Origin of the sequence: Candidatus Planktophila sp. (assembly GCA_030681675.1) — a bacterium.
Classification (GTDB): Bacteria; Actinomycetota; Actinomycetes; order Nanopelagicales; family Nanopelagicaceae; genus Planktophila.
This window is the reverse complement of sequence record JAUXRP010000015.1, coordinates 190,928-210,250: the sequence shown is the minus strand read 5'-3', so window position 1 is coordinate 210,250 and position 19,323 is coordinate 190,928. Positions and strand designations below refer to the sequence as shown.

16 protein-coding genes are annotated in these 19,323 nt (G+C 45.0%); 5 read left to right on the top strand and 11 right to left on the bottom strand.

The genetic code is table 11. From position 1 onward, the window contains the following. The 5 genes from Q8K48_04605 to Q8K48_04585 form a co-directional block, all read right to left on the bottom strand. Window positions 1-1,068, bottom strand: coding sequence for an ABC transporter permease (locus Q8K48_04605; GenBank protein MDP1851679.1), 1,068 nt, complete (start codon window positions 1,066-1,068; stop codon window positions 1-3). Continuing rightward, a complete protein-coding gene (locus tag Q8K48_04600) occupies window positions 1,068-2,609 on the bottom strand; it encodes an ABC transporter permease (protein MDP1851678.1) in 1,542 nt (513 codons plus the stop codon). Before Q8K48_04600 ends, Q8K48_04605 begins: the two co-directional genes overlap by 1 nt. A 163-nt stretch (window positions 2,610-2,772) precedes the next feature. Continuing rightward, window positions 2,773-4,611, bottom strand: coding sequence for an ABC transporter substrate-binding protein (locus Q8K48_04595; protein MDP1851677.1), 1,839 nt, complete (start codon window positions 4,609-4,611; stop codon window positions 2,773-2,775). A gap of 192 nt (window positions 4,612-4,803) precedes the next feature. Then, window positions 4,804-6,114, bottom strand: coding sequence for an MFS transporter (locus Q8K48_04590; protein ID MDP1851676.1), 1,311 nt, complete (start codon window positions 6,112-6,114; stop codon window positions 4,804-4,806). A gap of 59 nt (window positions 6,115-6,173) precedes the next feature. Beyond that, window positions 6,174-7,952, bottom strand: coding sequence for a heavy metal translocating P-type ATPase (locus Q8K48_04585; GenBank protein MDP1851675.1), 1,779 nt, complete (start codon window positions 7,950-7,952; stop codon window positions 6,174-6,176). A gap of 42 nt (window positions 7,953-7,994) precedes the next feature. On the opposite strand from Q8K48_04585, the gene Q8K48_04580 reads away from it, so the two are divergent. Further along, on the top strand, window positions 7,995-9,383 hold the full coding sequence (locus tag Q8K48_04580; protein MDP1851674.1) for an MBL fold metallo-hydrolase: 1,389 nt from the start codon (window positions 7,995-7,997) through the stop codon (window positions 9,381-9,383). A 75-nt stretch (window positions 9,384-9,458) separates the two neighbouring features. Here Q8K48_04580 and Q8K48_04575 read toward each other — a convergent pair whose 3' ends face one another. The 5 genes from Q8K48_04575 to phoU all read right to left on the bottom strand — a co-directional run bounded on the left by Q8K48_04575 (window position 9,459) and on the right by phoU (window position 14,324). Then, complete coding sequence (locus tag Q8K48_04575) at window positions 9,459-10,607, bottom strand: substrate-binding domain-containing protein (protein ID MDP1851673.1); 1,149 nt, start codon at window positions 10,605-10,607, stop codon at window positions 9,459-9,461. 114 nt (window positions 10,608-10,721) lie between these two features. Continuing rightward, complete coding sequence (gene pstB, locus Q8K48_04570) at window positions 10,722-11,492, bottom strand: phosphate ABC transporter ATP-binding protein PstB (GenBank protein MDP1851672.1); 771 nt, start codon at window positions 11,490-11,492, stop codon at window positions 10,722-10,724. A 148-nt stretch (window positions 11,493-11,640) separates the two neighbouring features. Then, entirely contained in the window at window positions 11,641-12,690 is a 1,050-nt protein-coding gene (gene pstA / locus Q8K48_04565) for a phosphate ABC transporter permease PstA (GenBank protein ID MDP1851671.1), read from the bottom strand. Then, the gene (pstC, locus tag Q8K48_04560) at window positions 12,687-13,670 is read right to left on the bottom strand and encodes a phosphate ABC transporter permease subunit PstC (GenBank protein ID MDP1851670.1); all 984 of its coding nucleotides are present in this window, start codon (window positions 13,668-13,670) and stop codon (window positions 12,687-12,689) included. Before pstC ends, pstA begins: the two co-directional genes overlap by 4 nt. After that, a complete protein-coding gene (gene phoU / locus Q8K48_04555) occupies window positions 13,671-14,324 on the bottom strand; it encodes a phosphate signaling complex protein PhoU (protein MDP1851669.1) in 654 nt (217 codons plus the stop codon). A 90-nt stretch (window positions 14,325-14,414) separates the two neighbouring features. Here phoU and Q8K48_04550 point away from each other — a divergent pair, with 90 nt between their 5' ends. From Q8K48_04550 to Q8K48_04535, 4 genes are all read left to right on the top strand, one after another. Beyond that, complete coding sequence (locus Q8K48_04550; GenBank protein MDP1851668.1) at window positions 14,415-15,479, top strand: ATP-binding protein; 1,065 nt, start codon at window positions 14,415-14,417, stop codon at window positions 15,477-15,479. Continuing rightward, window positions 15,476-16,162: a response regulator transcription factor gene (locus Q8K48_04545; protein ID MDP1851667.1), complete on the top strand. Its 687-nt coding sequence runs from the start codon at window positions 15,476-15,478 to the stop codon at window positions 16,160-16,162. Before Q8K48_04550 ends, Q8K48_04545 begins: the two co-directional genes overlap by 4 nt. Window positions 16,163-16,253: 91 nt before the next feature. Then, window positions 16,254-17,789, top strand: a complete 1,536-nt coding sequence (locus Q8K48_04540; GenBank protein MDP1851666.1) for a YjjI family glycine radical enzyme — start codon at window positions 16,254-16,256, stop codon at window positions 17,787-17,789. After that, window positions 17,758-18,456: a radical SAM protein gene (locus Q8K48_04535; GenBank protein ID MDP1851665.1), complete on the top strand. Its 699-nt coding sequence runs from the start codon at window positions 17,758-17,760 to the stop codon at window positions 18,454-18,456. The genes Q8K48_04540 and Q8K48_04535 overlap by 32 nt, the downstream gene beginning before the upstream one ends. Here Q8K48_04535 and Q8K48_04530 read toward each other — a convergent pair. After that, complete coding sequence (locus Q8K48_04530; protein MDP1851664.1) at window positions 18,453-19,238, bottom strand: SDR family oxidoreductase; 786 nt, start codon at window positions 19,236-19,238, stop codon at window positions 18,453-18,455. The genes Q8K48_04535 and Q8K48_04530 overlap by 4 nt on opposite strands. Window positions 19,239-19,323 lie beyond the last annotated feature (85 nt).

Here is a 19,323-nt window from a genome sequence, read left to right as displayed (position 1 = left end):
TTATGAACCTGCCTTTACTTCGAACTTAGCTTTAAGGCGATCCTTTTTAGTAATTCGGCGTCGCTGACGTGGATCAAATGCATCTCGCAGTCCGTCCCCAATAAAGTTAACGCATAAGGCAATTGTAATAATGAAGAATCCTGGCCACCAGAAAAGCCAAGGTCGCGTAGTAAATGAGGACTCGTATTGGCTAATCAGTAAACCTAATGACACATCTGGAGCAACTACTCCGAAGCCAAGGTAAGAGAGCGCAGTCTCTGTCAAAATAGCACCAGCCATCAATAAGGTCACAGAAACGATTATCTGACCAACTGCGTTAGGTAGGATATGTTTAAAGGCAATTCGAGCATTTGATGCACCAGCAACACGAGCGGCATCGACAAACTCCATTTCACGCAGAGACAAGAACTGCGCGCGAACCAAACGAGCCAGTCCAGTCCACACGAGTAACCCTAGGAAGAGCGCTAAAAAAACTGGACCAACCCGACCAGAGGCCTTGCCGATAACTGCCGCCATGATAATGATTGGGACGGTTTGGATGAAGTCAACTAAGCGCATAAGTACTGAATCGACACCTTTACCGTAAAAGCCGGAGATAGATCCAACAACGACTCCAATGAAGCCTGCGAGAATTCCAATAATAAACATAATCATGAGTGAGCGCCGTGCGCCATTCATCACTAGTGCAAAATAATCGCGGCCAATGTCATCTTGGCCAAATGGGTGAGTTCCCATTCCAAAATTTGAGAGAGGATTTATCGACAGAGTCGGGCATCCAGTTGTTCCCCCAGGGCAGTCTTCAAAACGTAGATCGGGAATATCCTCGACCGTCCATCTCCACCAGCCCGGAATCCTTAGCGGACCGATCTTGGTATCAAGGGCCGACATAACAAAAACAATGACGCTGGAAAGAAGGAAAAGTGCAATAACTGCAGCTCGATGTCGAAAGAAGCGGCGTCGAACAATCTGACCCAGACTTAATCCCTCTACCTCTTTATTTGCAATGGCGCTTTCACCACCACTGAGAATTTCGCCCATTGGCTTCTCTCTGCGACTAAATAGCTTCATTATTCTTTGACCAATCTAATGCGAGGATCCAATGCTGAATAGACCAAATCTGCTAACAAATTCCCTAATACAACTAATATGGACAAAAGTAAGTTAACGCCCATCAATAGATTCAAGTCGTAACTATTAATCGCCCTAATTCCTAGAGTTCCCATACCTTGCCATCCGAATACCCGTTCGGTAATGACCGCCCCGCCAATGAGACCGACAAACTCGCCAACGAATAAGCTTGATAGCGGGAGCATCATATTTCTAAGTGCGTGGCGAGTAATAACTGTACGTTCATTTAAACCTTTAGCTCTTGCCGTACGAATGTAATCTTGGTTGAGAACCTCTAAAAGCGCTCCGCGTGAGTATCTAATCCATCCAGCAAGAGAGATGAGGATTAGGGCTAAGGTAGGCAAGATTAAGTGCATAATAATGTCGAGATTATTTAGCCAGAAATCATCTGTGACTAATTGATCCTTGCGTTGGCCATACGTTGGTACGGGACGCCCATTGACAGCATCGGTTAGAAAATATGGCTGCCAACTCTGCATTACTCGGTCGATGAAAATAAGAAAACCCGAGATTACCCCTGTTATTATCGCTGTCCGGGCTATTGGGCCACGGTCAACTTTACTAAAGATCGATGCACAGATAAATCCTGTCCCGACAATTAATACCAGCATTAGAAGAGTAACAAGATAAGAGCCGTAGTTATTAAATACCCATTGCGCAGGGTAGTACCAGAGCACAGCTAACCCCGCCATGGTAAGTGCAGCGTTTCGAGCGGGAATATTTGTAAGGCCAGTTGAAATCGACGCAACACCCATGGCAATTCCAACGGATAGAAACCCGATAAGTATTGGACCAAGTCCCGGATGTAGATACCAATCCGTTAAATCAATTGCCCATAAAATCACAAAACTCGTTGCAAAGGCGCCAGCAAAGACGCTCCAAAACCGCTTGCGTTCACCGCCAAAGAGGGAGCTCCAAAAAACTCCAGTAAAGCAGGAGAAAATTAACATCCACTTGAGAGGGATATTTGGTTCACTCAAAAAATTGTTAAATTGAATCGCCATAAACTCTTTTAAAAGCACTGCAACCCAAAAAATTGGGAGGGAGAACAAAAGAAAGGCTAAAAAAGTCATTCCATAATCAAAGCGACTGTATTGACGCAGAGCAGAGATTATTCCAAGTGCGAGTCCCAGCAGAAGTGCGGTAATTGAGGCGACTAGGACCAATCGCAGGGTGACTGGGATAGCAAATGCCAGCTCTTCTTGAACTGATGAGGCATCACGAGTCATACCCATATTTAATTTTCCAACAAAGAGACCAAGAATGCCTTTTAGCCAGAGAAAGTAGCGAAGCGGGGGTGGAACATTGAGTTGTAGGTCACGAGTTAATGCGATTATCTGCTGTCGAGCGCCATCGTCGACGCTCAGGCGAAGCTCAGCAAGTGGATCACTAGCGTAAGCGGCTAAATTGTAAACTAAAAAACTAGATCCAAATAAAATCATTATGGAAACACCAATTCGGCGCATGATGTAGCCCAGCATCACTTCTCCTTCAAATCATCTTTTCTTGGAGTAATCAAACTCATTATTTCATCCAATCGTAGCGGAAGTGGCACCCGTATTTAACTTAACGAGTGCCACTCCACTTTTACGAATCTGGTCCTTACATAATCTCTATGCTCGGATAATAACTATTGAATAGTTATTAGTAGGCCCAATCCCAATAGTTCCACACGAGAGTTGGGCTTAGTGGTGCTGGCTTTACTCCCTTGAGTTCCTTGTTATAGGCGGTCACTGCTGGGAACTGGAAGACTCCAACTGTCAGTCCCTCACGGTGAATAATGCGCTCTGCTTGAATCATCAAAGAGACCATTTGGCGGTTCTCCAGAGGAAATTGCAATTTGTTGAGAATTGCATCCAACTCTGGCAATGCCACTCCGGTACGGTTATTTCCTCCACCGATGATGAAGTTAGCATTTGTGCCTGCCTGTGAAACAGCTGTCTGGCAGTATGCAAAGAACATTGCATCGTACTCAGAAAGCTGAATTCTTGGGCTCCACGCTGCTTGAACATCTCCTTGAAGATCTATGCCTGCCTTAATTGCATTTGCCTTAGCAAGAGCAAACTCTGCAGCACGGCGAGCGTTGTTTCCAGGAACAAGTACCTTCACCTTTATAGGATTACTTGGACTTGCCGTTGGGAAGTGCCTCTTAATTAAACGAAGTGCCTTGGCATTCTTTCGGTCCTGATCTCCATCATAGAAATTAGATCCATTTGTCGCCTTAAGGCGATCGTATCCCTCTTGACCTGGTGCAAGGAAAGTTGATCCAAGGACGACTGCATCAGAGTTGATTGGACGGATTAACTTCTCAGTGATCTCTTCACGAGGAATAGCAAGAAGGAATGCTTTACGAAGATCTGCACCCTTTCCTCCGTGTCCCTTGAAGATTCCGTTGTAATCAGGCTGCCCTGGGGCTGCATTTACGCGAGTGTCCCAGTGCTCGTAGCAGGATTGAATTCCACCCTTAATGGTGACGTTCGTTAGCTTCTTTAGCGCAGCAACAGCATCGGCCGTTGCTTGGCCTTGATAGATATCAATCTCACCGTTGGCTAGCGCTTGTGCTGCCGCAGTTCCATCTGAGATGAACTTAAAGATAACTGTATCTATTCCTCCGCTTAACGCAGGACCTGAGTTGTACTTAGGGTTGACCTTCAAGGTAACCGAAGACTTTGTCACTGCGCTTTCAACTAAAAATCCACCGTTACCGACAAAAAGAAGTGGGTTAGTAGAAGCATTTACCTCAGTGATGTTGTAAGCCTCTGACCAGACCTTGCCGATTGCCTTCAAGGTTGCAGTGTTCTTTGTGTTGTACGCTGTCAGGAAGCGATCACGTGCTGCATTGTTTTCAGCAACTGATCCAAGAGCTTTCTTTCCTTCAGAGATCAAGACCAGTGTGTGAACTGGTGATGGTCCAGGACCAAATAGATCCCAGTTTGCAATTCTCTTCTTGTATTGCAGTGTCACTGACATTTTATCGGAAGAGAGAACTGGCTCTCCAACGATATTGTCGCTATATGTTCCACCATAACCATTTGAGTTAAATGCTGGAACTGCATCACCGTCAGGATCGCCTAATCCAGCAGCCTTTGAATAGGCGTTACTACTTAGTACATGTGATAGTAGAAGATCCACAGCTGTAATTGGTGTTCCATCTGACCAGACACGTCCAGGCGCAACTGTGTACTGGACACGGAAATCATCGGACTTATTCTTGACTATCTTGTACGAACCGAAGACCTTATTCTGAACCACATTCTTCTGATCATTATAGTAATTGAAACCTATTCCTGAAAGATAACCAACAGCCGCATTGATTGTGAGGTTGGTATCAGGAGTGCTTGAGTTAAATCCAGTTAATGAGTTTGTATCATGAACAACTACGGTTGAACGAGTTGCCGCATGTGCTGGAGTTAACAGTGATAACGCCAACGCACTTGAAGCAGCAACAGCGAGTGCAAACTTTGCACTGCGTGTTAGTTTCATTTGATCTCCTCGAGGGTAATTGAGGCTTGATGTGGAGAGTCGACCCACCCCACACCTTTGCCTTTGGTGGAATGAGTCTGCCCTAGGTTAAGCGTGTTTTGCAAGATATACGAGCCTGTTATGAGGCTACAGTTCTGTAACGATTTCGCTACAGTTCTATAACGATTTCGCAAGTAGTTACTCCTTACTTAATTAATTCTCAGAATTGACCCTGGATGCATCAATTTTCGCCGTGGTCAGACGGGGGGAGGCTATGACAAGTAAGACCAAACCCAATATGGCTGAGGCGAAAAAGGGCGCTCGTAAGGCGCTCTCGCGAGAAAAGTAGTGAGCTAAAACCGTGACCATTCCACCACCAAGAAGCATTCCAATTGGAATCGATCCCCATGCAAAAAAACGATAGACGGAGTTCACCCTCCCCAGTAAATGCGTTGGAATGATGCTTTGGCGAAGCGAAACGGTGATTGTATTCCAGAGAACAGCTATGAGAGTTTCAAAGGCGGTCACTACCCAAACAACCTGCCAAGAAGTAGTCATGCCGATAATGAGATTACCAATTGGCCCCGATGCAAGAGCGAGAGATAACGAAGGGCCACTACCTAATGCAGCAGAGATTTTAGGAGCAAAAATTCCACCAAGGATTCCGCCAATAGCAGCACCTGTTCCAAGAATTGCGAAAATGAATACGGTGGTATGTAAAACCTCTTGAGCATAAAGAATAAAGACGGCACCGACCATAGTTCCTAGTCCATTTAAGCAGCCCAGAATAATTGCCATGGGACGCAGAAGTGGATGTGCCCATAACCATGCAAAACCCTCCTTAATTTCAGCTTTAAAATTAATTTTTTCCCGAGGCTCATCGCTTTCAATTGGTCTAAAGCTTCCAGCAAGAGATGCGACTAAGGCCACTGCAATAAAGAAAGAGATTGCATCAAAGAAGAAGGGCAGGAATATCGCTACACCAATTAAGAGTGAGCCCAATGGTGGACCGATAAAACTATTGGTCAGAGCTTCAGCCGACCACATTCGACTATTAGCTTGTTCTAAATTCTCTTTATCAACCACTGCTGGCATCAATGTCTGTGCGCTGTTATCTCTCAAAACTTCGGCAAGGCCAAATAGAAATGCAGTAAACACAAGCGTTAAATAGAGAGACCAGTTAGTTTCCAGATCGGTAATCGTCGTTAAGTCATTGAGTGAGGGAAGTGTGTCTTTATTACTCCACACAATTACACCAACAAAAACCGTGAGAATCCCCCGCATGAAATCCATACCGACAATGAGTTTGCGCCTATCAAAGCGATCGGTGAGTACACCTGCATGCAAAGTAAATATCAGCCACGGTAAACGGGAGGCAAAACCGGCGGCGGCAATTAATAATGGCGAGCGCGTAACGGCGGATGCGAGCCAGGGGTAGGCCACCATAGACACGCCATCACCCAGGTTTGACACTGCAGTGGCGATCCACAACTTCCAGTACGAAGCTCCGAGAGGTTTAGACATCCTCGGATTTTAAGGCCACGCAAGTAAAAATATAAGTAGGGATTTAAAAGGTTTCGGAGTTATTTGTCCTTCAAAACCGTGAGTGCCCAGAGAATGGCGACTACATCAATGAGCTCTTGAGCAAGTGCACCTTCGCTAGCTGTTGCAAAGCCAAAAGCTCCCGCAAGCATGACCAGAAAGGAAAGTGACATACCTATCGACGCGGCTTCAATGGCTTTACTTCTCGAACGTTGAGCAATCTCAACTGCCTGAGCAAGATTTTCAATTGAATCATCAACAATGACCACATCAGCGGCTTCACTTGCTGCCGTTGCACCACGTGCCCCCATTGCAACCCCAACATGAGCCATCGCTAATGCAGGTGCATCATTGATTCCATCGCCCACAACAATCACACTTCCACGAGAGTTCTCCATCAATTTTTCAGTTAAATCTAACTTGCCCCGTGCGCTCACATGTGAATACACCTCTGTAATACCCACCGAGGTCGCAACTTCCTTGGCGGTCGAATCTTTATCCCCAGTCACAAGTGCGATTCGCTGCACTCCCATGCGCCGAAGATGTTCAATCACAGATTTAGATTCTGGACGAAGCGGATCGTTTAGTCCGATTGCACCAATTAATACGCCGTCACGTCTGACTGCTACCACTAAAGGATGTGTCAGAGTCAGCCAGTCGGGTGCAACCACGGTTAATTGACCAACAGTGATTTCAGATCCATCGATAACTCCAGAAATATGGTGACCCGGAACCTCCTTAACCTCGCTGACCACTAAAAGTTCTAACTTCATCTCTTGTGCAGAAAGCACCAGTGCCTTAGCAACAATATTTTGACTGTACTGATCCACTGAGGCAGCTAACTGCAAAACCTCTTGACTGCGTGATCCAGCTGGAACAACGATCTCATCGATAATTGGACCACCGTGGGTGATGGTTCCAGTCTTATCAAGTAAAACAACTTCAGCGCGGGCAAGGGCTTCAAGAGTTCCACCTCCCTTTATTATCGCGCCGTGCTTGGCCGCCTTAGATAACCCTGAAACAACTGCGATTGGCACTGCCAAAATTAACGGACATGGCGTTGCGGCAACCAGCACTGCAACTGCTCGGCTTACCTCACCAGTTATCGCCCACGCCAAACCTGCAGTAATAAGTGCAAGTGGAATGAATGCCATGGCCCACTTACTTGCAATCCTTACACCGGGAGATGTTCGAGCTTCGGCCGACTGCACCATTTTGATTATTCCCGCATAAGTACTTTCTTCCGCCGTATTTGTTGCAAGGTACTCGAAAACATCTCCTGCATTTACAACTCCACTGAGAATATGTGCATCCACGTGTCGAACCACTGGCAGTGGTTCGCCAGTTAAAGCCGCCTCATCAAGAGTGGCGGAAGTAAGCAACGTGCCATCAACTGGTGTGATTTCACCTGCACGCACTAATAAGTGGTCATCAACTTTAATCTCACGGATATCAATCTCTTCAATTGCACCAGTTAATGTAAATCTGCGAGAAAGTTGTGGAACTCTTGCGAGCAACGATTTGAGTTGTCGTTCAGCCTGGCCTTCTGCCCAACTTTCCAAAACGCGACCAGTGGCTAACATTAGTGAAATCACTGCGCCTGCGAAAAACTCTTGAGTTAACAGCGTTGCCCACAGAGAAAGAACTGCAAGCAAATCAGAGCCAAAAGTTTTTCTACGTAAATCTATTAATACCCACGCAAATGCGGGAACTAACCCAAGAATGGCAGCTATCCCCCACAACACTTCATTGAAAAAACCAAGTGATAACAAGGTCAATGCTATGAGTAATAGCCCTCTATTTAGAACTCCCGCCCTCATAACTACAGACTACTTCCTAGGTCAAGGGATAGGCTTAAAACCATGAGTGATGTAACAATCACATTTTTAGGAGCCACTGAAACAGTCACAGGTAGTCGCTTCTTAGTTACTACGTCGTTAAGTAAAATACTTGTGGACTGTGGAATGTTTCAGGGAACTAAAGAGATCAGAAAGAAAAACTGGGAGGCATTTCCAGTTGATGTGAAAACGATCGATGCAGTTGTGCTCACTCATGCGCACTTAGATCACTGTGGCTATCTACCTTTATTAGTGCGACAAGGGTATAGAAATCCAATCCACTCGACACATTACACCAATGAGCTTGCAACAATAATTTTACGAGATTCTGCCCATCTTCAGGAGTTAGATGCAAAATTTGCTGCTGAAAAAAAATACTCCGAATATCTCGATCCAAAACCGCTATATGGTAGCCAAGATGTAGAAGCGACACTTAAGCTTTTCAGCGAACACCAATTTAGAATCTCGGTGCAAATTACTCAAGATGTGACGGTTACATTTTTCCCGTCAGGACATATTCTCGGCTCTAGTTTTATCGTTCTGAAAGTCGGGGATAAAACCATCCTCTTCACAAGTGATCTTGGACGCGACAACCATCCGATTCTCTCTGTTCCAGATAAACCTCCTGCTTCTGGAATCGACGCGGTTGTAACCGAGTCAACGTATGGAGATCGAGTGCACGATACAACGGCCGAAAGTTTTGCCAATGAGATTAATGCCGGCATAAAACGCGGTGGCAAGATTCTGATCCCTGCCTTTGCCGTTGATCGCACCGAAGTAATTTTAATGGCCCTTCGTGCACTTATTGAAGAGAAAAAAATTCCATCACTTCCTATATATGTTGATTCACCAATGGCAATCGCTGCACTCGAGCTTTACAGGCGGGCAATTGCTGAAAATTCCCAAGAGATTCGTCCAGGTGTTAGCCAACAATGGAGCAACCAAGATCCATTTGATGCAGGTGCGCTAAAACAGTTAGCCACTACCGAGGATTCTAAATCCCTCAAAGATCAAGAGGGAATAGGAGTTTTGATTGCCGCAAGTGGCATGTCATCTGGCGGTCGTGTAGTTCACCATCTTAAAAATCTTTTGCCAGATGAAAAGAACACCGTCATTTTAGTTGGATTTCAAGCTTCAGGAACACGGGGACGCCAATTAGAGGATGGTCAAAAAGCGGTCAAGATTCATGGTGGATGGATTCCAGTCAATGCCCACATCTGTAAAGTTGAGAGTTTTTCAGTCCATGCCGATTCTGACGAACTAATCTTATGGTTGGGTCAGATTTCCAAACCTACTAATACTTTTATAGTCCACGGTGAGGCGGATTCGCAGGCGACAATGAAGTCGCGGATAGAAAAAGAACTTGGGTGGAAGGCAACAATTCCCAAAAGCTCACAGGTTTTTACAGTCTAGTCAATGAAAGGGCGGCCGCATCGCTGCGGCCGCCCTTTCATTATCAACCCTCGAAAGTTAAAGAGTGTAAACCTCTTACTTATTCATCTTTGCAATGAGTGACTTCGCCTTAGCAAGGAAAGTACCTTGGATAACAACATAGCCAAGCTTTGGATCACTAGCTGAACATGCAGGAGAAAGAATAAATTCAGCCAACTCCTTAACTGCCGCCCCTCTTGCTTTATCTGCATAAGAGGTTTCAATTAACATATAGGAAACGATTCCTAGTGTGTATGCGCCAGCAACCTTGGTTGAGTAATCGTATGTAACGATTCCGTTTTCATCTTGATTGGCTTCACCTAAAAATGCAGAGACAGCGGCAGAATCTGGGAAAACGAACTGACCTGTTGAGTTACTTACATATGCTGCTCGAAGACCATAAGCATCGCCCCAGTTCTTCTCTGCATAGGTTATTGAATAAGGTGTCTTTGCTGCGAGAGTTGCAATACCCTGAGAAGCATTTGCCCCGACTATTCGACCGATATTTGAAGGAGCATTAATGTCGCCAGGGAATGCAGTGGTAAACGCATCATTACCCTTTTTAGTCCAAACAGTAGGTGCCACACCATTTAACCAAGTCGTGAAGTTATTTGAAGTTCCAGAGCCATCGGCACGAAAGACCACCTTGATTGGCTTGTTAGGAAGTGTGTAATAAATAGTCTTTTTACCAGTTCGGAGAACTATTGGATTTCCTTTGCTGTCTTTTTTGACGTTTCCAGTTGAGTCTTTGCGATAAATAGTAGTTGTAACGGAACGGTTATTATCGGCAGCAATTTCTTGATCATTCCACTTTGTAATTTCACCCGCAAAAATCTTTGCAACTGTTGTAGAACTCAAATAGATATCTTTCTTTCTTGGAAGATTAACCAGTACTGCAATAGGTGCAGCGATGATAGGCGCATGGAAGACTGTTGAACGCTTTGTTGATGCAGTGTGAGCTGAGTCAGAAAACCAAAAATCTCCTATTTTAGAGTCTGCATTTTTCTTACCAGTGCCCGAACCAGTTGATGAGTAAACATATGAATGGCCAGTTGCCTTGGCAAAATCTGCCTTACATGCTTGCAAAAGCGGATCCACAAATGATGCACCGGATCCAGTTAGATCAATTGCATGTGCAGGCTGAGCAGTTGCGACTGCAATTAAAGCGGCAAGAGCAAACGCTTTTGCTTTTGTAGAAAACTTCATAGTGAACCTTTCGTTGGAGGGTAGATCATTTACCTCTATAAAGGTATTGAGCGCTGGTGACCAAAGAGTGAGAAGCAGGTTAAATCTGAGTATGCCTTAAGTGAACAATTAGAGTTAACCAAAACGACCAGTGACATAGTCCTCAGTACGTTTATCAACAGGTGCCGAGAAAATTTTGCTGGTCGGTGCCACTTCAACCATGACCCCCGGGCCGCCATCTGAGAGGAAGAATGCTGTGTAGTCAGAGACTCGGGCGGCTTGTTGCATGTTGTGGGTTACGATGATAATCGTCATCGTTTTTGCTAGTTCAGAAATCGTCTGCTCGATTCTAAAAGTAGATCCTGGATCAAGAGCCGAGCAAGGCTCATCCATCAATAGAACTTGTGGTTCAACTGCCAGTGAACGAGCAATACATAAGCGTTGCTGTTGACCGCCTGAGAGAGATCCGCCATGCTCGTGGAGTCGATCCTTAACCTCACTCCACAATCCTGCCCGCTCCAAACAAGACTCCATCAAATCATCTGTGTTGCTTCGCTTTATCTGGGCAAGTTTGAGGCCTGATAAAACGTTTTGACCAATTGTCATTGATGGAAATGGATTGGGCTTCTGGAAAACCATTCCAACGTTAAGGCGAATCTTCGTCACATCGGTGCCAGGTGCATAAATATCTCGACCATCAAGTAATACCTGTCCTGCAAGGGCGGCTGTCGGAATAAACTCGTGCATTCGATTGAGAGTCCGTAAAAAAGTTGATTTTCCACAGCCTGAAGGTCCAATTAATGCAGTGACAGTTCCAGCGGCAAAATCTAGAGATACATCTGCTAGAACGTGCTTTTTCCCAAACCAGGCATGTACTCCCCGGGTCTCAAGCCCTATTCCAAGCATTTCACTGCCTGGAATTCTCGCTTCACGATTTCCAGCAACCGTTGCAAGGGAGCTGGGAGTTACTTGAGTTTGCATATTTTTCTCCACTGCCTTGTCATTGTTGTGTTCCTCTTGAATTGCATTCTCATCAGTACTCTCAATACCCATGTCACATAACCTTTCTTCCACTTATTAAGCGCGCTGAGCCAAATAAAATAAAGATGAAGGCAAGGAGAACTAAAAGTCCTCCCCATGCTCGAGCGAAGGCCTCGTCGGTGCCACCAGTTAGAAATGCCTTCCAGATGTAATATGGAAGAGATCCCATTGCTCCGGAGGTCGGATTCAAGTTAAGTGAGTCTCCACCACCAGAGACCAGGAGAAGAGGCGCAGTCTCACCAATAATTCTCGCCATGCCCAAAATAACTGCCGTTACTAGCCCACTTTTTGCAGCAGGCAGCACAACTCCTGCAACTGTTCGCCACTGAGTTCCGCCAAGTGCTACACCTGCCTCACGAAGTTCATGGGGAATCAAACGCAGCATCTCTTCTGCGGTGCGCGCAATTGTTGGAATCATTAAAATCGACAGCGCAAATGAGCCCATCAATCCAGAGAGAGATTTTGTTACCGGATATACAAGACTCGAGAGAATAAATAACCCTGCCACAATGGAGGGAACTCCACTCATTGCTTGAACTAAAAACTTAATCGGCTTAGATAACTTGCCTTGGATTTCAGTTAAATACAATGCGGTTAAGACTCCAATTGGGAAACTAATTATTAGAGCACCGCCGACCATAATGATTGTTCCAACCAAAGCGTGAAGCAATCCACCTTGATTTATTGGATCGTTAACTGAGTTCAAAGACATATCATTAAAAAATAGACCGAAGTGAATTCCTTTGTAACCTTTCACGATGACTGTCGCGACGATACTCACAATTGGAATTACGGTAATCACCATACCGAGGAGTGCAAAACTGCTAAGTAGTGAGTCTTTCGCCGCTGCTAAATTGCGTAATCTCAGTTGCTGAATAAAAACTAGTGTGGCTGCAGTGACGAAAAATGCAGAAAAATATCCCGCCTTTCCGTTTAAACCCGTTACAGCAATTAGTAACCAACTCAACGCCGCAGCAATAGCAAGAAGCGATGCGGTAGAAGCACGTTGTTTGTTGGTTGTTTCCCAAGGTTTTTGTGGTTGGGGTTCAACATTTACACTCATCGTCCCTTACCTCCAAAACGGGTTATCAACAGGTCCGCGGAGGCATTAACAAATAATGTGAGAACAAAGAGAATCAGTCCGGCCGCCATGAGAGCGTCTACCTCATATGGACCGGCCTCACCAAATTTAAGCAAGATAAGTGAAGCTACATTTCCTCCAGCGCCAAAGAGCACCTGCCAGTTGATTTGATAGACAACATTGAGGACTGTATATACAGCCACAGTCTCACCCATCGCTCGACCCAGACCAAGCATCGCACCACCGATAACTCCACCCCGACCATAAGGAATCACAACTGCACGAATCATCGCCAATTTTGATGCACCGAGTGCGTATGCCGCCTGAATCCGATCAAGAGGTGTTTGATCAAAAATCTCTCGTGATATCGATGTCACGATTGGAATGATCATGATTGCCAGAACTAAGCCTGCAATAAAGGGTGACCGCTCAAAGATTGGTGCCGGCACTTTGAAAAAAGGTATGAAATCAAAGTATTTATTTAAAAGTTTTGCCCAATATTCAGCACTTGACATAAAGATAAAAAAGCCCCAAAAGCCATATAGCAAGGATGGGAAGGCAGCCATCAGGTCGATAAGTGAGACCAGAATTTTCTTGGCAGCCCCTTTTGCATAAAAAGTAAGGTAGAGCGCACTCAATACTGCAATTGGGACGCCAACGATTATTGCAATGAGTGCACAAAGGAATGTACCAACCAACATCGCACCAATCCCAAATGAGGACTCTGCAATGGAACCCGTGTCATCAGTGATGACTTCCCACTTAGAGCTAGTGATGAAATTAAATTTCTCCTCACGGAGAATGTGAATTCCTTTGAGTGAAAGAAATAGCGCAATCAAGCCAAGAATTACTAAGGAAGCCATTCCCCCAACAGTTACAATTCCACGGAAAATCTGATCCGAGCGCCGGGGTTTTGTTGTTAACTCTCTTGGAGTCGGATTGACTAACTCTCGAATTGACATTTATGAGGCGTACTTTCCAGTCACAAGGAAGTACACTCGGCGAGAGATCGATACTGCATGATCTGCATATCGTTCGTAATACCGACCCAACAAAGTTAAATCGATAGCGCTTTCTATACTGTGCTTCCAATTAGGTTCGATCAAATAGCTAATGAGTTTACGATGAAGGTCATCCATCTCGTCATCATCGCGTTCAACTTCAAGAGCCATGTCAGTATTTCTCGTTGCAATTACCACGCCTGTCTTATTAGTAAGCGCAACTGCAACCTTACCTTTTTCAGTAACTAACTGAATTAACTCAGACGGAATAGCACATTCTGGATGGCGAAGTCTTGCGAGCTTAGCAACATGATGGGCAAGATCTCCCATTCGCTCTAAATCCGAACCCATACGCAGGGCGGTGACAAGTGCACGTAAATCTGAGGCAACAGGCTGCTGGCGCGCGATAATATCAATGATTCGTGAATCTATTTCATGCTGGTAATTATCTATTTTTTCATCATTTGCAATTACTTCTTCAGCTAGTTTTAAATCGCAGTTCAATATTGCCGAAGTTGCCTTTGACATTGCAGTTGATACCATTTCGGTAAGATCTACAAGTGATTGGGAAACATTGTCGAGTTCGTCTTGGAAAACCGATCTAATAAGTGCCATAGAGCAAAACCTATGTGTAGATAGTGAATAGCGGGCCACGCTTCGGTGAACGGAAGGTAAACTGGCGTTTTTAGCCTATAGAGTTGCGGCATGAAGTTCTTGCGTAGGGACTCAGTTGATTTTGACCCGCGCGCCTTACCAGAGATGCTTCTGGAAACACTTAATCTGCTCGACGGCGACTCAATGATTTTAGCCCCTGGCGAAATCCCAATCTTCACCACCCCAGGTATAGAACTTCTTGGGGTACTCAAGGATGAGCGGATTCAGAGCTCTGAACTATTGGCCACTATCCGTGTAGTTCGTCGCACTCATAGCCAACAAGTTGGAAAGATTGATTTTCCCCGCGGCCCAATTGGTGAAGGTAAGCACGAATTGACTGTAAAGGTTTTACCTCTAACAAAAGATGACTTAGTTTTAGTTTTAGTTAGTGATGAAAGTGAAGCCCAACGTGTGCACGATGTGCGACGTGACTTCGTTGCAAATATTTCTCATGAGTTAAAAACCCCCATTGGAGCATTATCGCTTTTGAGTGAGGCAGTCTTAGGGGCCAAAGATGACCCTGATGCAGTTGCTAAATTCGCTACACGAATGCAGTCTGAAGCTAGACGCTTAACAGATCTGGTTCAAGAGATAATTAACTTATCACGCGTACAAGACTCTGACCCATTACAACTCGCTCAAGAAGTTGGCGTGGAGTACTTGATTCGCGAAGCAATAGATCAATGTCAAATATCTGCTGATAATCGGAGTATAACAGTCACTTATTTAGAGTCTACATCGGCAGTAGTTCTCGGAGACCGAGATCAATTGATCATGGCGGTTCATAACCTGATTGAAAATGCAATTAACTACTCCCCTGAGGGAACTAAAGTCTCAATATCTACAAATATTGAAAATGGAATAATTGATATTTCAGTTACTGATCAGGGAATTGGAATTTCGGAGTCTGAGCAAGATCGAATCTTTGAGCGTTTTTATCGAGTTGATCCGGCACGCTCACGACAAACTGGTGGAACAGGGTTAGGGCTTTCGATCGTAAAACATGTCGCCTCTAAGCATGGTGGCGAGGTAACACTGTGGAGTGTTGAAAATGTGGGAAGCACTTTTTCACTTCGATTACCAATTTATGATTCACAAGCAGAAGGTACACAATGACAAAAATACTGATCGTTGAAGATGAGAGTTCGTTTTCGGAGGCGTTGGCTTTTCTACTTGGTAAAGAAGGCTTTGAAGTCAGCGTTGCCGAAGATGGACGCGCCGCACTCAATACCTTCGCCAAAGAGGGCGCTGATTTAATTCTCCTTGATCTCATGATTCCTGAAATCTCAGGGGTCGACGTATGCCGTACTATCCGGACAACCTCACAAGTGCCAATAATTATGTTGACGGCCAAAGATGCTGAAATAGACAAGGTGGTTGGGCTCGAGCTTGGTGCCGATGATTATGTAACTAAGCCATACTCTTCACGCGAGTTAATAGCACGTATCAAAGCCGTACTTCGCCGCGGGATTTCAGATGCTGATTTAAATGGTGATCTGGAAGTAATTACTGTTGGAGCGATTAAGTTGGACACCGCTCGCCACCAGGCTTTTAATCATGGCATACCTATCGCGCTTCCGTTAAAGGAGTTTGAGCTTCTCGAGTTCCTGATGCGTAACTCTGGACGCGTTTTAACGCGTTCGCAGTTAATTGATCGCGTGTGGGGTGGAGATTACTTTGGAGATACCAAGACTCTAGATGTCCACATTAAACGTTTGCGCTCGAAGTTAGAAGTTGACCCTGCCAATCCAGTATTGATTCAGACAATTCGAGGACTAGGGTACAAATTAGAGAGTTGATGTTGAGCGCCAACACTCTCTGAAGCGCTTCGCATCGTGAATGAGTGCTATTTCTAGCGTTTTATCATTGATTTGAACTTAAAATAAAAGCATGACATCGCTAGAAGATATTCGTTCAATGGTGACAAATCCAAAATTTACATATCGCCAACGTGTTGCAGGACTTGCAAACTTAGCTGAGAATCTCTTGGATCCACCCGCGGTTCGAAAACAGTGTAGTGATGCACTTTCGAGTCGAATTATCTGCGATATGTATGAGGGAAGCGCGCCGTACAGGCCACGTTATTTACTGCCAGACTACAAAAAAGTGTTAGTCAGTGGCTCGGAGTTTTTAGAGCTTCCACCAGCTAAAGATTTAGATGATGCGTTGGCTTTTTTACTTATTATGTACTCGGCTACACCTTCAATTACTGGATATCCAGTTTACTTTGGCGATTTAGACACGTTATTGCTGCCCTATGTTGAAGGTGTTGTTGATGAAGATTTGTATTCAAAATTGAAGCGCTTCTGGATCAGCCTTGATCGCATGTTCCCCGATGCATTTGCGCACACGAATTTGAGCCCCGTTTATAACCGTGTTTCAAAGATGATACTTACTCTGGAAAGAGAGCTCTTACAAGTTGTTCCAAATATTTCTCTTAAAGTTGATCCTGTTCTTACAAGTAATGAATACATTCTGGATGCGGTTAAAACCGTCTTTGCATGTGGAAAACCTCACTTCATCAATGACCCCATGATGCAATCTGATTTAGGCCCCGATTACGCTGCGGTGAGTTGCTATAACTCACTTAAAATCGGAGGCGGTTCGCACACTCTTGTCCGAATAAATCTAAAAGCGACGGTCGACGCCGGAGAGGGCGGAGTTGAATCTTTTTTTGCCACAACTCTTCCTTACTACCTAGATTTGACGGCCGAATTGATGGAATCACGAATTCTCTTTCTCGTTGAAGAGTCGCACTTCTTTGAATCTAACTGGCTCGTTGCAGAGGGTTTACTTGAATTAGATAAGTTTTCTGCAATGTTTGGGATCTTCGGCTTAGCTGAAGCAGTTAATGCGTTAATGGTGCGCGATGGCAAGGAGGGTACGTATGGACATAGTCTGCTCGCCGATGACTTGGGCTATCGAATTACATCCTTTATATCTGCTTGGGTCGCCGAGCGCAAAATGCCTTATTGCAAGGGCAACAACGGTTTCGCCTTCTTGCATTCACAATCGGGTATTGATTTAGATATTGGTGTTACGGCAGGAACACGTATTCCTATCGGCACTGAGCCTTCGCTAATCTCCCACTTAAAAACCGTCGCTCGCCACCATCACTTATTCCAATCGGGAATCAGTGATGTTCTATCCTTCGATGAGACTGCTGTTAAAAATCCACAGGCCGTCGTCGATGTTATTCGTGGGGCATTCAAAAGCGGGATGCGTGATTTCACTTTCAATTTAGATAGCAACGACTTCATACGTATAACAGGCTATTTAGTACGCAAATCAGATCTTGCGAAAATGCCGAGTGCGCGCCATTCAAGTACGTATTTAGGCGCTGGTTCGGTTGCAGATTCACATGTTGATCAACGCATAGTGAAAAGGGTGACGAGTGCTGAGAGCTCACCAAGCACAAGTAGCTAGCATCATCCCTTTTTCCTGGGTAGATGGTCCTGGAAATCGATTCGTTCTCTTTCTGCAGGGGTGCAACTTCAACTGTTTACCCTGCCATAATCCACAAACAATTCCACTTCACACGCCACAGGCACGAGTGATGGGCGTGTCCGAAGTCCTCGATGATATTCGAGTAGCGATGCCATATATCTCAGGGATAACAGTTTCAGGTGGTGAGGCAACAGTCCAACATGAGTTTGTTCTCGAACTCTTTACAGAGATTAAGAGTTCACCGGAGTTTGCCCACCTAACAACTTTTATTGACAGTAATGGCAATGCACCAGAATCTATTTGGGAGACACTCGCACCTTTTACCGATGGTGTCATGCTTGATTTAAAGGCGCTCGATAATGCTAGTCACATCGCCTTGACGGGAAACTCAAATGAAGTTGTTCTGGAGTCAATTAAATTTCTTGACTCAATCAATAGACTTTTTGAAGTGAGATTACTGCTTGTGCCAGGCCACAATGATTCAGATGAAGAGTTAATTAAGACCGCGGTCTGGCTTAAAAGTATCAATCCTGATATGAAAATCAAAATAAACGCTTTCAAAAACCACGGAGTCCGAGCAGCCGCTCGTGATTGGCCCGAAGTAAGTGAAGAGGATTTAGCCCGATACCACTCACACTTGGATTAACTCCAAATATCGTCCCCGCGTAAGGTGACATCTGAGCCACCATCGATATAAATTGTCTGTCCGGTTGTATGTGTATTCTCTAAACTTGTAAGCCAGACCAAGAGATATGCAACTTGGCGTGGCTTTAAGTAGTGATTCAATGGCATAGGCACCATGGTGTCGATTGCTGCGCGCGCCTGCGCCGTTGCAATCATGTTGGCAACCATTGGAGTCTCTACGATTCCAGGGCCGACAGCATTTAGTGGAATTCCTGCTCCTGCCCACTCTGGCTTAATAGATTCTCGACGAACCCAGCGACTCACGGCTCGCTTTGTAGATACGTAAATCAGGGATGCCTCAGAATGGCCTTTATCAACTAAGCCCTGAGCAATGGCAACTGCTTTGTTCTCATCGAGTGTCAACATGGCATCAACTAGTTCAGATGAGTTAGGCATCAGCGATGCCATTGAAGATGTAATTGCTACTCTAGGCGAGGAGCTCTTAGTTAACGCTGGTAATATTTCTGTCAGATATTCGCTTACGCCGAAGAAGTTAACCGATACGGTCTTTGCAATTGGATGCACCAATCCAGCACATGCGATAACCGCATCGATTGTTCCACCACAAATTTCAATTGATTTTGCCGCAGCATCCAAGCGGCCTTTTTTGGTACTTAAATCAGCATTAATATCGGCGTTATGAATATCTATGCCAAAAACGATTTCGTTTCGCTCTTTTAATAAAGCAACGGTCGCTGCACCGATTCCTGAAGCTGCACCAGTCACAATATATTTTCTGGTCATTTCAAACCCCCTTCAATATGTGTATAGTTTCTGCACAGTTAAATTCTCCTCTCACCGGTTGAAAGCGCTAGAGGATGATCAAGAG

What these genes read in the sequence shown, in the direction of transcription:
- pstC (MDP1851670.1), bottom strand. Translation starts at nt 13,670, where the DNA reads ATGTCAATTCGAGAGTTAGTCAATCCGACTCCAAGAGAGTTAACAACA.
- Q8K48_04580 (MDP1851674.1), top strand. Translation starts at nt 7,995, where the DNA reads ATGAGTGATGTAACAATCACATTTTTAGGAGCCACTGAAACAGTCACA.
- phoU (MDP1851669.1), bottom strand. Translation starts at nt 14,324, where the DNA reads ATGGCACTTATTAGATCGGTTTTCCAAGACGAACTCGACAATGTTTCC.
- Q8K48_04575 (MDP1851673.1), bottom strand. Translation starts at nt 10,607, where the DNA reads ATGAAGTTTTCTACAAAAGCAAAAGCGTTTGCTCTTGCCGCTTTAATT.
- Q8K48_04595 (MDP1851677.1), bottom strand. Translation starts at nt 4,611, where the DNA reads ATGAAACTAACACGCAGTGCAAAGTTTGCACTCGCTGTTGCTGCTTCA.
- Q8K48_04590 (MDP1851676.1), bottom strand. Translation starts at nt 6,114, where the DNA reads ATGTCTAAACCTCTCGGAGCTTCGTACTGGAAGTTGTGGATCGCCACT.
- Q8K48_04600 (MDP1851678.1), bottom strand. Translation starts at nt 2,609, where the DNA reads ATGCTGGGCTACATCATGCGCCGAATTGGTGTTTCCATAATGATTTTA.
- Q8K48_04585 (MDP1851675.1), bottom strand. Translation starts at nt 7,952, where the DNA reads ATGAGGGCGGGAGTTCTAAATAGAGGGCTATTACTCATAGCATTGACC.
- Q8K48_04550 (MDP1851668.1), top strand. Translation starts at nt 14,415, where the DNA reads ATGAAGTTCTTGCGTAGGGACTCAGTTGATTTTGACCCGCGCGCCTTA.
- pstA (MDP1851671.1), bottom strand. Translation starts at nt 12,690, where the DNA reads ATGAGTGTAAATGTTGAACCCCAACCACAAAAACCTTGGGAAACAACC.
- Q8K48_04540 (MDP1851666.1), top strand. Translation starts at nt 16,254, where the DNA reads ATGACATCGCTAGAAGATATTCGTTCAATGGTGACAAATCCAAAATTT.
- pstB (MDP1851672.1), bottom strand. Translation starts at nt 11,492, where the DNA reads ATGCTTGGAATAGGGCTTGAGACCCGGGGAGTACATGCCTGGTTTGGG.
- Q8K48_04545 (MDP1851667.1), top strand. Translation starts at nt 15,476, where the DNA reads ATGACAAAAATACTGATCGTTGAAGATGAGAGTTCGTTTTCGGAGGCG.
- Q8K48_04530 (MDP1851664.1), bottom strand. Translation starts at nt 19,238, where the DNA reads ATGACCAGAAAATATATTGTGACTGGTGCAGCTTCAGGAATCGGTGCA.
- Q8K48_04605 (MDP1851679.1), bottom strand. Translation starts at nt 1,068, where the DNA reads ATGAAGCTATTTAGTCGCAGAGAGAAGCCAATGGGCGAAATTCTCAGT.